The organism is Stenotrophomonas sp. YJH_SMC_37 (assembly GCF_059370035.1).
Genome location: NZ_JCAFTG010000001.1, coordinates 315,970 through 329,808, shown reverse-complemented (window position 1 = coordinate 329,808; position 13,839 = coordinate 315,970). Strand labels below are relative to the sequence as shown.

The following is a 13,839-nucleotide window of genomic DNA, read 5'->3' as shown; positions in this document are numbered from 1 at the left end:
CACTCTCGGGGCCGCGTGGGCGGCGTTGGCGGGCATTGTGAAGACCGGGCGACAGGCGGCTCAATCCTCGGGGTATGTCTCTATGTAACACTGTCGGCAAATAGGCGTAACCACAGGTATCCCGACCATCGGTGGATACACTGGTACGCATTGCCCCGGATGCGGTTCAGCTGCCGACACGGGATGATCGCGACATGGAGACTGAAAACACGATGCATCGACTGCTGATCGTCGACGACGACAATGACATCCGCACCCTGCTGGCCGAGCAGCTCGGCCGCGCCGGCTACCAGGTGAGCACGGCGGCTGATGGCACCGCCATGCGCCAGCTGCTGGACCGTGAGCACGTGGACCTGATCGTGCTCGACCTCAACCTGCCGCGTGAGGATGGCTTGACCCTGTGCCGCGACCTGCGCGCGCGCTCGAACACGCCGGTGATCATGCTGACGGCTCGTGCCGAGCCGATTGACCGCGTGCTGGGCCTGGAGATGGGCGCCGATGACTACCTGGCCAAGCCGTTCGAGCCGCGCGAGCTGCTGGCGCGCATCCGCAATGTGCTGCGCCGGACCGAGGCGCTGCCGGCCAACCTGGAGCCATTGGCGATTCGCCGTGCGCGCTTCTCGCGCTGGGTGTTCGACCTGGAACACCGCCATCTGGTTGACCCGGACAATCGCGTGGTGGTGCTGTCCGGCGCCGAGTTCCGGCTGCTGCGGGTGTTCATTGCCCATGCCAACAAAGTGCTGTCGCGCGAGCAGCTGGTCGCGCTCAGCAGCGGGCGCAATTACGAGGCACAGGACCGTGCCATCGATCTGCAGGTCAGCCGGCTGCGCAACAAGCTGGGCGACGACGGTGGCCCGGATGGGCTGATCAAGACCGTTCGCAACGAAGGCTATGTACTGGCCTCCTCGGTGAACCTGGAATAGGCCGCGATGAAACGCCTGCGCCATTTCCTGTCCTCGATGGTCGGGCGGTTGTTCGTGATCCTGCTGCTGGGCATGAGCGTGGCCGCGATCGGCGCGACCATGCTCGCCACCTCCAAGCGGCAGCAGGAGTTCGAGCGGCAGAACCTGAACCGCATCGCCGACCGCCTGCAGGGTTACGTCAACCTGCTGGACGGCAATCCGGAACTGCGCGAGCGCCTGCTCGAGATCGGTGGGCCCAGCGTCCGCGCCCTGCAACCCGGCGCGCGCCTGGGGCGGGCCGATACAGCTCTGATGGAAGTGCTGGATGACCGGCCAGGCCCGGTCGCACGCGCGCACGTGCACTTTGCTTCATTCCGCTCCTGCATCCCCAAGCTGCAGGAACTGCTGCCGCCGCCGCCGCCCGGGCATCGCAAGCACCCGCGCGAGCGTGATCCGGCGTTCATTCCGCCCAAGTGCCGCGCGGTGGACGTAACGCTCACCGATGGCACGCTGCTGAAGCTGGCGCTGGATTCGCCGGCGGTAGCGCACAACGGCATCCTCGCCGTTGACCCGTGGTTCCTGACCCTGCTGGTGTTGGCGATCGCGGTGCTGGCCTATATCGTCGCGCGCATTGCAAGCGCGCCGCTGCAGGAGTTGGCCGCTGCCGCCGAAGACCTGGGCGACGACCTGCAGCGCGATCCCTTGCCGCTGCGCGGGCCGCGCGAAGTGCAGCGCGCCGCCGAAGCCTTCAACGCCATGCAGCACCGGCTGCAGCGGCACCTGGCCGAGCGCACGCAGATGCTGGCAGCGATCACCCACGATCTGCAGACGCCGCTGACGCGGCTGCGGCTGCGGCTGGAGAATGTCAGCGACGAGGCCCTGCGTGAGCGCCTGATTGGCGATCTGGCCGCGATGCAGGCACTGGTGCGCGAGGGCCTGGAGCTGGCCCGCAGTGCCGAGAGTGCCGAGCAGCGTGCAGCACTGGACCTGGATTCGCTGCTGGAGAGCATTGTCGAGGACACCGCCGAAGGCGGCGCCGATGTGGTCTTCGAAGGCGGCAGCGGGGCGGTGCTGATGCTGCGCCCGCTGGCCATGCACCGCCTGTTCTCCAACCTGGTGGACAATGCGGTGATGTATGCGCAACGGGCGCGGGTACGGGTCGAGCGCAGTGGGGGTGCGATCACCGTGGTGGTGGCCGATGATGGCCCGGGCCTGGCCGAGGAGCAGCTGGAGGCGGTGTTTGATCCCTTCGTGCGGGTGGAAACCTCGCGTTCGCGCCAGACCGGCGGGGCCGGGCTGGGCTTGACCATCGCCCGCGCCCTGGCCGAGAAGGATGGGGCGCGGCTGTGGCTGCGCAACCGTGCCGAAGGCGGGCTGGAGGCGGTGGTGCAGTGGCCGGCCAGCGCCCAGGTGACGCCGCCGGGGCGCGCCGGCTGAGCCTTCGCAGCTGGCGATGGTGACGCGGTGGGCCGGCTTTGGCCTATCATCTGCGCAACTTCCCAGTACCCCCCCGATGAGCCAGCCCGTTCCCGCCGGCATGCCGCTCCGCGCTGCCCGGCCGTTCCCGCACGCTGCCAGGCACGGCAGCCCTGCCTGGCCGCCGCCGCTGCACTGATGGCCGCACAGGGGGACATCCGGCGCTGGGCGGAGCGCCGCGGATCAGATATCGGTCGATGGCTGCGACAGGGCCTGCTGTGCCTGCTGCTGGCCCTCGCGCTGCCGGTGGCTGCGCAGGAAGGGGCGCCGCCGCTGCGCGACTATGCCATTGATGTATGGACCTCGCGCAATGGCCTGCCGCACAACTCGCTGCGTGACATCGCGCAGACCCCCGAAGGCCACCTGTGGTTCGCGACCTGGGAAGGCCTGGTGCGCTACAACGGCCTGGATTTCACCGTGTTCGACCGCAGCACCCGCCCGGGCCTGCGCGACAACGGCATCGGTGCGCTGTTCGTCGACCGCCAGGGTGGCTTGTGGATCAGTGATTCGCGCGGCAACGTCAGCCACCGTGGCAGCGATGGCCAGTGGCGCGTCTGGGAGCACCAGGCCGATACGCCGCAGGTGCTGATACAGTCCATGCAGATGGACAGCCAGGGCCGGCTGTGGCTGCTGTACGAGGGCAAGGGCATCGGCTATCTGACACCGGACAATGGCATCGTCTACCAGGCGCCGGCGGCGGACCTTCCGATGGCGATGAGTTTCACCAAGCTGGTGGTCGATGCGCAGGACCGGGTCTGGGTCGGTACGCTGGACGGGCTGGTGCTGCGCGACAACGACGGCGTGCTCAAACGCGCGCCCGCAGCCTGGGGACTGGGGGCCGGCAGTGGTCTTTCATGGCCCTACCGTGCGCCGGATGGTGCGCTGTGGATCGTCGCCGGCGAGCGCCTGTACCGGGTGGAAGATGACCAGCTGGTGCTGATGCACCGTCTGCCGGGGCAGCTGCACATGACCTCGATGCTGCAGGATCGCCATGGTGACCTGTGGCTGGGCACCGAGAACCAGGGCCTGCTGCGCATCTCCGCACATGGCCTGGAGCGGCTGCCGGCGGGCCTGAACCTGCCGGGCGGACGCGTGGTCAGCCTGCGCGAGGACGCCGAGGGCAGCATCTGGGTGGGCGCCAACGGCGGGCTGTACCGCCTGCGCGAAACGCTGTTCAGCAGTTACACCGAGCGCGATGGGCTCAGTGGCGACTATGTGCGCACCGTGTTCGAGGACCGCGACCGCCAGCTCTGGGTGGGCAGCGCCAGCGGCCTCGATCTGCAGACGGCCGACGGCCGCTTCCGTGCGATGCCCCTGCACAACCGCGGTGGCAAGGCACCTTCGGTGCTCAGCCTGGCGCAGGGACCGGACGGTGACCTGTGGGTCGGCACGTTCGGCGATGGCGTCTACCGTCTTGGTCCCGACGGCCGGCTGCGGCACAACTACGCCGCTGCCGATGGCATGCCGGGCGGCAACATCCGCGCGATCAGCGTAGACCCGCAGGGCGTGGTCTGGGCCGGCACGCAGAAGGGCGTGGTCCGCATCGACGGCGACCGTGTGCAGGTATCAAGCATGGCGGGCATGCCCGGCGGCCTGATCACCGCGCTTGAGCACGATCATCAGGGCAACCTGTGGATCGGCACCATCGAGGGAATCCGCGTGCTGCGCGGCGACCACGTGCAGTCGATCGACCTCGCGCCGATGGGCGGTGGCCGCAGCGTGTTCGGCTTCCACCAGCTGGGCGACGCGATGTGGATCAGCAGCGACCGTGGCCTGTACCGCTGGCGGAACGGGATGCTGGCGCGGGTGGGGCTCGAGCAGGGTATGCCGGTGGACGCGGTGTTCCAGCTGGTGCCTGATCGTCTTGGCAACGTGTGGGTCAGCAGCAACCGAGGCGTGCTGCGCACCGACATGGCTACCCTGAACGCGGTGGCCGATGGCCGAGCACCCCGGGTGATGGTGGAGCGCTACAACGAGATCGACGGCATGGCCAATGCGCAGGCCAACGGCAGCTCTGGGCCTTCGGCGATCCTGCGCCAGGACGGCACGTTCTGGGTGGTGACTGCCGGTGGCCTGAGCACGGTTGATCCGCAGCGCCTGCAGCGCTTCCGCGAGCGGCCATCGCCGCCCGCCGCGATCGAGAGCGTGCAGGTGGATGGCGCGCCGGTGCATTGGGAAGGACCGGATCGCAACGCCATTCCCGGTGGCCGCCGCCTGGCGGTCAGCTATGTCGGCCTGAGCTACCTGATGTCTGACCGGATCCGTTACCGCACGCGGTTGGATGGGCTTGATGCCGGCTGGGTCGAGCGCGGCCCGCAGCGCAGCGTGGAGTTCGTCGGCCTGCCGCCGGGCGAATACACCCTGCACGTGGCGGCGGCACATCCCGGTGGCAGCTGGGGCCAGCAGGAGGCGGTGTGGAGCTTCACCGTGGAGCCGTTCTGGTGGCAGCGACGCAGCGTGCAGGTGCTGGGGGCACTGGTGCTGCTGACCGGGCTGGTGGCGCTGTACCGCTTGCTGCTGCAGCAGTTGAAGGCCAGCAACCTGCGCCTGGCACGTCGGGTGGACGAAGCAACTTTCGACCTGCAGGCCAAGACCGTGCACCTGCAGGCGTTGAACCAGGAAAAGACCGAACTGGCCGAGCGCCTGGCACGCCAGGCTGAGGCATTTGAACGGCAGGCCCGCGAGGATGCACTGACCGGCCTGCCCAATCGCCGCGCCTTCGACGAAACCCTTGCCCGCGACTTCGCCCGTTCGCAGCGCAGTGGTCATCCACTGTGCCTGGTGGTGCTGGATATCGACCACTTCAAGGACGTCAACGACCGCCACAGCCACAGCATCGGCGATGCCGTGCTGGTGCAGGTGGCGCGCTTGATCGCTGCGGCCTGCCGCGATTCGGACCTGCCGGCGCGCACCGGCGGTGAAGAGTTCGCGCTGCTGCTCAACGACACCCGCCTGGAAGAGGCCGCACAGCTGTGCGCACGCCTGCGCGGCCTGTTCCATGACCACCCGGACTGGGCCGGTGTGGAAGGCCTGCGCGTGACCTTCAGCGCGGGCCTGGTGGAGCTGGATGCCGACGACCGCACCCCGGCGCTGCTGTACCAGCGCGCAGACCGCGCACTGTACCGCGCCAAGAGCGATGGCCGCGATCGTACGAGTATTGGTTGATCCCATCCAGGCGTGGCGTGGATCTACCGTGCGGTGAGTGGTGGGTGCGGACCGTTGGTCCGCACTGCGTGGATGCGGTTGCGCCGTTGGCTGCCTTACCGCGGCCAGGCGTTGGCGATGGTGCAGAACAGCCGCGCGGTCTGTTCGGTGTCATACACCGCGCTGTGTGCCTCGTTGGCATCCCAGCCCAGCCCGGCGGCCGTGGCGGCGCGAGCCAGCACGGTCTGCCCGTAGGCGATGCCGGCCAGGGTGACCGTGTCGAACACGCTGAACGGATGGAACGGGTTGCGCTTGTGACCGGTGCGGGCCACGGCGGCGTTGACGAAGCCAAGGTCGAAATGGGCGTTGTGGCCGACCAGGATCGCGCGCTGGCAGCCGTATTTCTTCATTGCTGCGCGCACCGGGGTGAAGATGTGGTCCAGTGCGGCCTTTTCTTCCTTGGCCAGCCGGAACGGATGGTCGAGGATGATGCCGGTCACTTCCAGCGACTTCGGGTCGATCTCCAGGCCTTCGGCCGGCACTACATGGGCGCTGGCGGTCTGGCCCGGGTACAGCAGGCCGTTCTCGTCCATCTCGATCGGCACTGCGGCTATTTCCAGCAGCGCGTTGCGCTGGCTGTCGAAGCCGCCGGTTTCCACATCCACCACCACCGGCAGGAAACCGCGGAAGCGTTGTGACATCGCGCGCTGCGCCTGGGATACTGCGGAATCGGGAGCGGCGGTAGGTGCGGGAATGGGGTCGGTCATGCGTGAATTCTAGCAGAGCGACCCTGGGCGCCCGGCCACGCAGCCCATGCCCGCCACCGTGGCAGAACCCGGTAGGTGCCAGCCTTGGTTGGCACGCGATGCGCCGACCAAGGTCGGATCTACCGGACCGCGGGACGTGCCGTCGTACCCGACGGATGCCACGGCCACAGCAACGCATCCACGCTCAGCCTGCCTGCGCCGGTGAAGACCAGCGGCAGCAGCATCGCCATGAACAGCACCGGCAGCTTGAAGTTGCCGTAGCCCTGGTCGCTGATCGCATACCCCATCGCGAGGTCGCCCAGCGAGTTCCATTGCATCGGCCAGTGCACGGCGTAGGTGGCCACCACGGTCAGCACCAGCAGGCTGGCAGCGGCAAAACGGGTACCAAAACCGAACAGCAGGCAGGCTGCGCCGAGCAGTTCAAACCAGGTGGCCAGTTGCCAGTTCAGGGCAGCGGGGAGCTGGTTGAACGGAAACGGGAAGGCGTCCTGCAGATCGGCGAACCAGTTCTGGCCTTGCAGTTTCTCGCGGCCGGATTCGAAGTATTCCCAGGCCAGCAGCAGCCGCAGGCCGAGCGGGGCCAACCAGGGGGCGAGACGGTCCAGCTGGCCACGCGCGGTGGCCAGGGGCGGGAGCTTCATCGGTGCATCTCCGGGGCGGGGAAGGGAGGTGTCAGGCAGGTGCGGTCAAAGGGCCGATCACGCCGGCCCGCAGGAACTGCTGCAGCAGCGCGGCACCGGGTTCGGCCAGCGCCTGTTCGGCCAGGTCATGCGCGGCGGCCAGTTGCTTCAGATAGGCATGTCCATCGAGGCCGGGCTGCTCCCCGATGCTGGACAGCAGGTACACCGCCAGCGGGCTGAGTACGGCGAAGCGCACCTCGCCATCGGCCTCGCGACGCACCAGCAGGCCGGTCGGCTCGGCCGGCAACTGGGTAGGTGCGTCCTCGGCGCCGAGGCGGTGCACCGGCCATTGGTACAGCAGCGGCCACGCCAGCGGTGAGCGCTGCAGCGGCACCCGCAGCGGGTCGATGTCCGCTACGACCGGCAGCGGTTCGGCGTCCAGTTGGTACAGCGCGGTTTCCACCCACTCGTAGTGGGCCAGTTCGGCCAGCGCAGGGTGTGGCAGCTGCGGCTGTGCCTGCAGCCACTGCACGAATTCGGCGGCCAGTTCGGTGAACAGCGGCGTCTGGCAGCGATGGGTTGCGAAGTAGTGGCGCACCAGTCCGCTCCAGGCTGATACGCCGAGCAGGCGCACGCAGACCGGAAAGCCGTTGCTCAACAGGCCGAGCAGGTTGTTGAACAGCAGCCGCTGGTAGACCGCGACGCGCCGTGGCTCCAGCCCGCCCGGTGGCGGCACGCCCTGGGGATCTCGCAGAAAGGCGGTGAATGCGTGCTGCTGCGCACGCAGCGTGGCGGGGGTATCAGCCATATGCCGCCTCCGCGTGTACGGCCTGCAGGCGGCGGATGGTCTGCAGTTCGCCGCGCAGTTCGGCATAGGGCGGGAAATTGAAATCGCGTTCGAGCAGGGTGGGGCGAGCGCCGATGCGCGCATAGGTGCGTGCCAGCAGCTCCCAGACCGGGTCGATCACCGCGCTGCCGTGGGTATCGATCTTCAGATCCGGTGCCTCGTCCAGGTGCCCGGCCACGTGCAGGCAGACGATGCGGTCTGCGGGCAGGCCAGCGATGAACGCGTCGGCGTCGTAACCGTGGTTGCAGGCGTTGACGTAGACGTTGTTGACGTCCAGCAGCAGGTCGCAGTCGGCTTCGGCAAGCACGGCGTTGGTGAAGGCCAGTTCGTCCATCGCCGGTTCCGGTGCCAGGTAGTAGGACACGTTTTCCACCGCGATGCGGCGACCCAGCACGTCCTGCACGCGGGCGATGCGTGCGGCGGTATGGCGCACCGCTTCATCGGTGAAGGGGATCGGCAGCAGGTCGTACAGGTGGCCGTCGTCGCTGCAGTAGCTCAGGTGTTCGCTGTACAGCGGCACGCGGTGTTTTTCCAGGAACTGGCCAACCTGCTCCAACAGCTGCGTATCCAGTGGCGCAGTGCCGCCCAGCGACAGGGACAGGCCGTGGCAGCTCAGCGGATGGCGCTGTGCCAGCTCGGCCAGTGCGTCACCGGCGGGGCCGCCGACATGGATCCAGTTCTCCGGCGCGCATTCGAGGAAATCGAAATCGCTAGCCGGTGCATCGCGCAGCTCCTGCAACAGCGCCCGGCGCAGCCCCAACCCGACGGCCGCCGCACGAAGCGGCGACCGCAGGTTGGCGATGCTGGCGCGGACCTCAGTGCTTGCCACCGCACTTGCCTTCGCCACACTTGCCTTCGGCGGCCTTCTTGTCGCCGGCCTGAGCCTTGGCGCCTGCTGCCGCACCGGCAGCCTTGCCCTTGTCGGCGCCGCACTTGCCTTCGGCGGACTTGCCATCTGCGCCACACTTGCCTTCGGCATGCTTGGCGGCCTCTGCGGAGGTCTTGGCTTCGGCGCCCTTGGCATCGGTGCTGGCCTTGGCAGCCTGGCCAGCCACCAGATAGCCCTGGGCCAGGTCGCTCATGCTCAGCGCCGAGGCATTGGCGGTGATGCCAAGGCCGGCGGCCAGGGCGGTAGCAGTCAGCAGGGACAGGGTCTTGTTGGAACTGCTCATCGGTCGTGCTCCTGGGTGGTGTGGGCGGGTGCCCGGGTGGCCGGCAGGGATGCCGGTGGAAACGATGGTGCAGCGATCCTACTCAACGAATCCTCGCCAAGACCTCAAATTTTCGTGAGGTTTGTTACAGAAGGGGAACACGGTTCCCGGTGGATCCACGCCATGCGTGGATGAATCGCCGGAACGCCCAGAAACAAGAAGGCCGCTGTCACCAGGACAGCGGCCACCTTGGAGTCGACTCCGGTGTTGCAGTGCAGCGTCAGGGCTGGCCGGTGCTGGAGGTCTCGTCGCGCTTCTCGCGCGGCGGCAGCGGCTGCTCCCCGTGCACCAGGAACCATACGTTCTCGGCGATGTTGGTGGCGTGGTCGCCCACGCGCTCCAGGTTCTTGGCCATGAACAGCAGGTGCGTGCACGGGGTGATGTTGCGCGGGTCTTCCATCATGTAGGTCAGCAGCTCGCGGAACAGCGCGGTGTACTGTGCGTCCAGGCGGGCGTCGTCCTCGCGCAGTTCCAGTGCGGCGTCGGCGTCATTGTCGCGGTAGGCGGCAATGGCACGACGGACCTGCTGCGCGGCCAGGCGGCCCAGCGCACGCAGGCCCTGGATCTGCGGCAGCGGCGGCACCTTGCCCAGCGCGATCGAACGCTTGGCCACGTTCGCTGCATAGTCGCCGATGCGTTCGATGTCGGCCGGGATGCGCAGGCCAGCGAGGATCTCGCGCAGGTCGCGCGCCATCGGGCCACGCAGGGCCAGGCGCATCACGTCATGGCTGATCTGCTGCTCCAGCGCATCAATGGCTTCGTCGTTGGCGATGATGCGATGGGCGGCGTTCTCGTCGCGCTTCTCGATCACGTCCATCGACGCTTCGAGCTGGGCGACGGCCATCTCGCCCATGCGCACGATTTCGGCCACCAGGCGCTGCTGCTCTTCGTCGTAGCTCTTGACGATGTGGTCGTTGGGAAGGTTCATGGTCTGCAATCCGGGTGGAGCCAGGCCGTGCCTGGCTGGGACATGTGGCGAAGGATCAGCGTCGATCAGCCGAAGCGACCGGTGATGTAGTCCTCGGTCTGCCGCTGCGACGGCTGCGAGAAGATCACTTCGGTGCGGTCGTGCTCGATCAGGTCGCCCAGGTACATGAAGGCGGTGTAGTCGGAAACGCGCGCGGCCTGCTGCATGTTGTGGGTGACGATGACGATGGTGTACTCGTGCTTGAGCTCTTCCACCAGCTGCTCGATGCGGCTGGTCGAGATCGGATCCAGCGCCGAGGTCGGCTCGTCCAGCAGCAGCACCGACGGGCGCAGCGCCACGGCACGGGCGATGCACAGGCGCTGCTGCTGGCCACCGGACAGGCCCAGCGCGCTCTGCCCCAGCTTGTCCTTCACTTCGTCCCACAGTGCACCCTGGCGCAGTGCCTGCTCGACGCGGTCGGCCATGTCGGCCTTGCTCAGCTTCTCGTGGTGGCGGATGCCATAGGCCACGTTCTCGAAGATGGTCATCGGGAACGGCACCGGCTTCTGGAACACCATGCCGACCTTGCTGCGCAGGCGGTTCATCGGGTACTTCGGCGACAGGATGTTCTCGCCGTCCAGCAGCACTTCACCGCGCGCTTCCAGCTTCGGGTACAGCGCGTAGATGCGGTTGAAGATGCGCAGCAGGGTCGATTTGCCGCAACCGGAAGGACCGATCAGCGCGGTCACGCGCTTTTCCGGAATTTCCAGGTTGATGCCCTTCAGGGCGTGGAACTTGTCGTAGTAGAAGTCCAGTCCACGCGCAGCCAGCTTCACCGGCGACGGTGTGTGCAGGCTCTCGTGCGAGGACGGCACGGCGATGCGCTGCATCGGCACGGCGTTGGAAAGGTCGTTCATGGCGTTGTCCACGGAAAGGTCAGTCATGGGAGATACGGTTGCGCAGCAGGATGCCGCGGGCGGCAAGGCTGACCAGCAGCACGAAGACAGTCAGCACCAGGGCACCGGCCCAGGCCAGTACCTGCCAGGATTCGTACGGGCTGCCGGCGAACTGGTTCATCACCACCGGTACCGAAGCCATCGGCTGGAAGATGTTGTTGTTCCAGTACTGGTTGCCGAAGGCGGTGAACAGCAGCGGAGCGGTCTCGCCGGAGATGCGGGCCAGCGCCAGCAGGATGCCGGTGATGATGCCGGCCGAGGCACTGCGGTACAGCACCTGCACGATCACCTTCCACTGCGGGATGCCCAGCGACAGGGCCGCTTCGCGCATCTGCGAGGGCACCAGGCGCAGCATCTCGTCGGTGGTGCGCACCACCACCGGCAGCACGATGAAGGCCAGCGACAGGGCGCCGGCGAACGCCGAGAAATTGCCGCCGGTCTGCATTACATACAGCGTGTAGACGAACAGGCCCAGCACGATGGACGGCGCCGACAGCAGGATGTCGTTGACGAAGCGGACCACGGTGCCGGCCTTGCGGGCGTTGCCATACTCGGCCAGCCAGGTGCCGGCCAGCACGCCCAGCGGGGTGCCGATGCCGATGGCCAGTGCACACATCACGGCACTGCCGAAGAAGGCGTTGGCGAGGCCGCCGTCCTGCATCGGCGGTGGCGTCATCTTGGTGAACAGATCCCAGTTGATGCCGGCCAGGCCCTTGGCAGCCAGGGTGAACAGGATCCAGCCCAGGAAAAACAGGCCGAACAGGGCGGTGGCGCAGGACGCAGTGATCGCAACGACGTTGCCGATGCGTCGGCGCAGGTACAGCGAATCAGCGGTGGTGGACATCAGTTGCCCTCCTTGCGGGACAGGCGCATCAGCATCAGGCGGGCGATGGCCAGCACCACGAAGGTGACGATGAAGAGGACGAAGCCGAGCAGCAGCAGGGCCGAACGGTAGGTCTCAGTGGCTTCGCCGAAATCATTGGCGATCAGCGCAGCGATGGTGGTGCCCGGTTCCAGCAGCGACGGCGACAGGCGCACGCTGTTGCCGATCACGAAGGCCACCGCCATCGTTTCGCCCAGCGCGCGGCCCAGGCCGAGGAAGATGCCGCCGATGACCGCCGAACGGGTGTAGGGCAGGACGATGTCCCAGCTCACTTCCCACTTGGTGGAGCCCAGCGCATAGGCCGATTCCTTCAGGCGGGTCGGCACGGTCAGGAACACTTCGCGCATCACCGAGGAGATGAACGGAATGACCATGATGGCCAGCACGAAACCGGCGGTGAGCATGCCGATGCCCAGCGGCGGGCCCTGGAACATCGGGCCGATCACCGGCCATTCGCCCAGGGTCTCGTTGAGGAACGGGGTGACGTACTCGGTCATCACCGGCACCAGCACGAACAGGCCCCACATGCCGTAGATGATCGACGGGATGCCGGCCAGCAGTTCGATGGCGGTACCGACCGGGCCACGCAGCCAGCGCGGCGCGACTTCGGTGAGGAAGAAGGCGATGCCGAAGCTGACCGGCACGGCGATGACCATCGCGATGACGGCGGTGACCAGGGTGCCGTAGATCGGAGCCAGAGCGCCGAACTTGTTTTCGACCGGATTCCAGTCAGCGGAGAAGAAGAAGCTCAGGCCCTGCATCTGCAGGGCGTGGCGACCGCCCCACAGCATCGACAGCGCGGCGCAGGCCAGGGCGATCAGGACGAAGATGACGGTGCCGACCAGCACCCATCGGAACAGTGTGTCGTTGCGGGCATCACGCGCATCACGCGTGGACGGGGCGGCTACAGGCTGGGCGATGGCATTCATGGGGACGGCTGGGCCAGGAAGGGGCGGGGCGGCACGGCGTGGAACAAGCGGTGCCCGCGCGGGGCGGGCACCGTCGTGTCCATCACTTCAGGTCGGTCGCCCAGTAGGCCTCGATCTGCTTGACCAGTTCGGCCGGCAGCGGCACGTAGTGCAGTTCGTTGGCCTGCGCCTGGCCGTTTTCGAAGGCCCACTTGAAGAAGGCCAGGGTGTCCTGGTTGCGCTTGGCATCCTTCGGCTTCTTCTGCATCAGCATGAAGTTGGTGGCGGTGATCGGCCACGCCTGCTCGCCCGGGGCATTGGTGATGACCAGGTTGAAGTCCTTGGCGCTGGCCCAGTCGGCGCTGGCGGCCGCGGCGGCGAAGGTTTCCGCGCTCGGCTCGACCCAGTTGCCGGCCGCGTTCTGCATGGCGGTGTACGGCATGCCGTTCTGCAGCGCGTAGGCCAGTTCGACGTAACCGATCGAGCCCTTGATCTGCTTCACGTAGGACGCGACGCCTTCATTGCCCTTGCCACCGACGCCGTCCGGCCACTGCACCGAGGTGCCTTCGCCGACCTTGCTCTTCCACTCCGGGCTGACCTTGGACAGGTAGTTGGAGAAGTTGAAGGTGGTGCCCGAACCGTCCGAACGGTGGACCAGGGTGATCTTGCCATCCGGCAGCTTCACGCCCGGGTTGGCGGCGACGATGGCCGGGTCGTTCCAGGTCTTGACCTTGCCCAGGAAGATGTCGGCCAGCAGGGCGCCGCTCAGGCGCAGCTTGCCGGCTTCCAGGCCTTCGATGTTGACCACCGGCACCACGCCGCCGATGGCCGACGGGAACTGCGCCAGGCCGGCCTGGGCCAGCTCCTCGCTGCTCAGCGGCTTGTCGGACGAACCGAAGTCGACGGTGCCGGCCTTGATCTGGGCGATGCCGCCGCCGGAGCCGATCGACTGGTAGTTGATCTTGGCGCCGGTGCTGGCGTTGTAGTCAGCCGACCACTTGGAGACCAGCGGGAAGATGAAGGACGCGCCGGCACCGGACACTTCGGCGGTCACCTTGGCACCGGCAGCGGCCGGGGCAGCGGCAGCGTCGGTGGCCGGCTGCTGCGCGGCCTGCTTGTCGCCACCGCAGGCCGACAGGCCCAGGGCGATGGCCAGGGAAAGGGCGGCAAGGCCGGCCGAGTGCAGTTTCATGGTCACTCCATAGCGGGGAAGAGCCG

13 protein-coding genes are annotated in these 13,839 nt (G+C 67.4%); 3 read left to right on the top strand and 10 right to left on the bottom strand.

Annotation, left to right across the window (positions count from 1 at the left end; all coding sequences use genetic code 11):
* Positions 1 to 194 precede the first annotated feature (194 nt).
* The 3 genes from AC5P8J_RS01670 to AC5P8J_RS01660 all read left to right on the top strand — a co-directional run bounded on the left by AC5P8J_RS01670 (position 195) and on the right by AC5P8J_RS01660 (position 5,543).
* A complete protein-coding gene (locus AC5P8J_RS01670; RefSeq protein ID WP_019659087.1) occupies positions 195 to 923 on the top strand; it encodes a response regulator in 729 nt (242 codons plus the stop codon).
* A gap of 6 nt (positions 924 to 929) precedes the next feature.
* On the top strand, positions 930 to 2,339 hold the full coding sequence (locus AC5P8J_RS01665; protein ID WP_021204122.1) for an ATP-binding protein: 1,410 nt from the start codon (positions 930 to 932) through the stop codon (positions 2,337 to 2,339).
* Positions 2,340 to 2,516: 177 nt separating this feature from the next.
* Entirely contained in the window at positions 2,517 to 5,543 is a 3,027-nt protein-coding gene (locus tag AC5P8J_RS01660) for a ligand-binding sensor domain-containing diguanylate cyclase (RefSeq protein WP_021204121.1), read from the top strand.
* Between the two features lie 95 nt (positions 5,544 to 5,638).
* Here the strand turns inward: AC5P8J_RS01660 and rnt are convergent, their stop codons facing one another.
* The 10 genes from rnt to pstS all read right to left on the bottom strand — a co-directional run bounded on the left by rnt (position 5,639) and on the right by pstS (position 13,813).
* Positions 5,639 to 6,223 (bottom strand): ribonuclease T, encoded by a 585-nt coding sequence (rnt, locus tag AC5P8J_RS01655; RefSeq protein ID WP_005408782.1) that lies wholly within the window; start codon positions 6,221 to 6,223, stop codon positions 5,639 to 5,641.
* Between the two features lie 185 nt (positions 6,224 to 6,408).
* Positions 6,409 to 6,930, bottom strand: coding sequence for an HvfX family Cu-binding RiPP maturation protein (locus tag AC5P8J_RS01650; protein WP_021204120.1), 522 nt, complete (start codon positions 6,928 to 6,930; stop codon positions 6,409 to 6,411).
* 31 nt (positions 6,931 to 6,961) lie between these two features.
* Complete coding sequence (locus tag AC5P8J_RS01645; RefSeq protein WP_111097779.1) at positions 6,962 to 7,717, bottom strand: HvfC family RiPP maturation protein; 756 nt, start codon at positions 7,715 to 7,717, stop codon at positions 6,962 to 6,964.
* Positions 7,710 to 8,585, bottom strand: a complete 876-nt coding sequence (locus tag AC5P8J_RS01640) for an HvfB family MNIO-type RiPP peptide maturase (RefSeq protein WP_058979472.1) — start codon at positions 8,583 to 8,585, stop codon at positions 7,710 to 7,712. The genes AC5P8J_RS01645 and AC5P8J_RS01640 overlap by 8 nt, the downstream gene beginning before the upstream one ends.
* A complete protein-coding gene (locus AC5P8J_RS01635; RefSeq protein WP_058979473.1) occupies positions 8,572 to 8,928 on the bottom strand; it encodes an HvfA family oxazolone/thioamide-modified RiPP metallophore in 357 nt (118 codons plus the stop codon). The genes AC5P8J_RS01640 and AC5P8J_RS01635 overlap by 14 nt, the downstream gene beginning before the upstream one ends.
* Before the next feature lie 259 nt (positions 8,929 to 9,187).
* A complete protein-coding gene (gene phoU, locus AC5P8J_RS01630; RefSeq protein ID WP_005408787.1) occupies positions 9,188 to 9,895 on the bottom strand; it encodes a phosphate signaling complex protein PhoU in 708 nt (235 codons plus the stop codon).
* A gap of 65 nt (positions 9,896 to 9,960) precedes the next feature.
* Complete coding sequence (gene pstB, locus AC5P8J_RS01625) at positions 9,961 to 10,791, bottom strand: phosphate ABC transporter ATP-binding protein PstB (protein ID WP_005408788.1); 831 nt, start codon at positions 10,789 to 10,791, stop codon at positions 9,961 to 9,963.
* Positions 10,792 to 10,810: 19 nt separating this feature from the next.
* On the bottom strand, positions 10,811 to 11,674 hold the full coding sequence (gene pstA / locus AC5P8J_RS01620) for a phosphate ABC transporter permease PstA (RefSeq protein ID WP_005415894.1): 864 nt from the start codon (positions 11,672 to 11,674) through the stop codon (positions 10,811 to 10,813).
* Entirely contained in the window at positions 11,674 to 12,642 is a 969-nt protein-coding gene (pstC, locus tag AC5P8J_RS01615; protein ID WP_019659079.1) for a phosphate ABC transporter permease subunit PstC, read from the bottom strand. The genes pstA and pstC overlap by 1 nt, the downstream gene beginning before the upstream one ends.
* A gap of 82 nt (positions 12,643 to 12,724) precedes the next feature.
* A complete protein-coding gene (pstS, locus tag AC5P8J_RS01610; protein ID WP_019659078.1) occupies positions 12,725 to 13,813 on the bottom strand; it encodes a phosphate ABC transporter substrate-binding protein PstS in 1,089 nt (362 codons plus the stop codon).
* Positions 13,814 to 13,839 lie beyond the last annotated feature (26 nt).

Coding starts and splice junctions, on each gene's coding strand:
- AC5P8J_RS01670 (WP_019659087.1), top strand. CDS start 195: ATGGAGACTGAAAACACGATGCATCGACTGCTGATCGTCGACGACGAC.
- AC5P8J_RS01665 (WP_021204122.1), top strand. CDS start 930: ATGAAACGCCTGCGCCATTTCCTGTCCTCGATGGTCGGGCGGTTGTTC.
- AC5P8J_RS01660 (WP_021204121.1), top strand. CDS start 2,517: ATGGCCGCACAGGGGGACATCCGGCGCTGGGCGGAGCGCCGCGGATCA.
- rnt (WP_005408782.1), bottom strand. CDS start 6,223: ATGTCACAACGCTTCCGCGGTTTCCTGCCGGTGGTGGTGGATGTGGAA.
- AC5P8J_RS01650 (WP_021204120.1), bottom strand. CDS start 6,930: ATGAAGCTCCCGCCCCTGGCCACCGCGCGTGGCCAGCTGGACCGTCTC.
- AC5P8J_RS01645 (WP_111097779.1), bottom strand. CDS start 7,717: ATGGCTGATACCCCCGCCACGCTGCGTGCGCAGCAGCACGCATTCACC.
- AC5P8J_RS01635 (WP_058979473.1), bottom strand. CDS start 8,928: ATGAGCAGTTCCAACAAGACCCTGTCCCTGCTGACTGCTACCGCCCTG.
- phoU (WP_005408787.1), bottom strand. CDS start 9,895: ATGAACCTTCCCAACGACCACATCGTCAAGAGCTACGACGAAGAGCAG.
- pstB (WP_005408788.1), bottom strand. CDS start 10,791: ATGAACGACCTTTCCAACGCCGTGCCGATGCAGCGCATCGCCGTGCCG.
- pstA (WP_005415894.1), bottom strand. CDS start 11,674: ATGTCCACCACCGCTGATTCGCTGTACCTGCGCCGACGCATCGGCAAC.
- pstC (WP_019659079.1), bottom strand. CDS start 12,642: ATGAATGCCATCGCCCAGCCTGTAGCCGCCCCGTCCACGCGTGATGCG.
- pstS (WP_019659078.1), bottom strand. CDS start 13,813: ATGAAACTGCACTCGGCCGGCCTTGCCGCCCTTTCCCTGGCCATCGCC.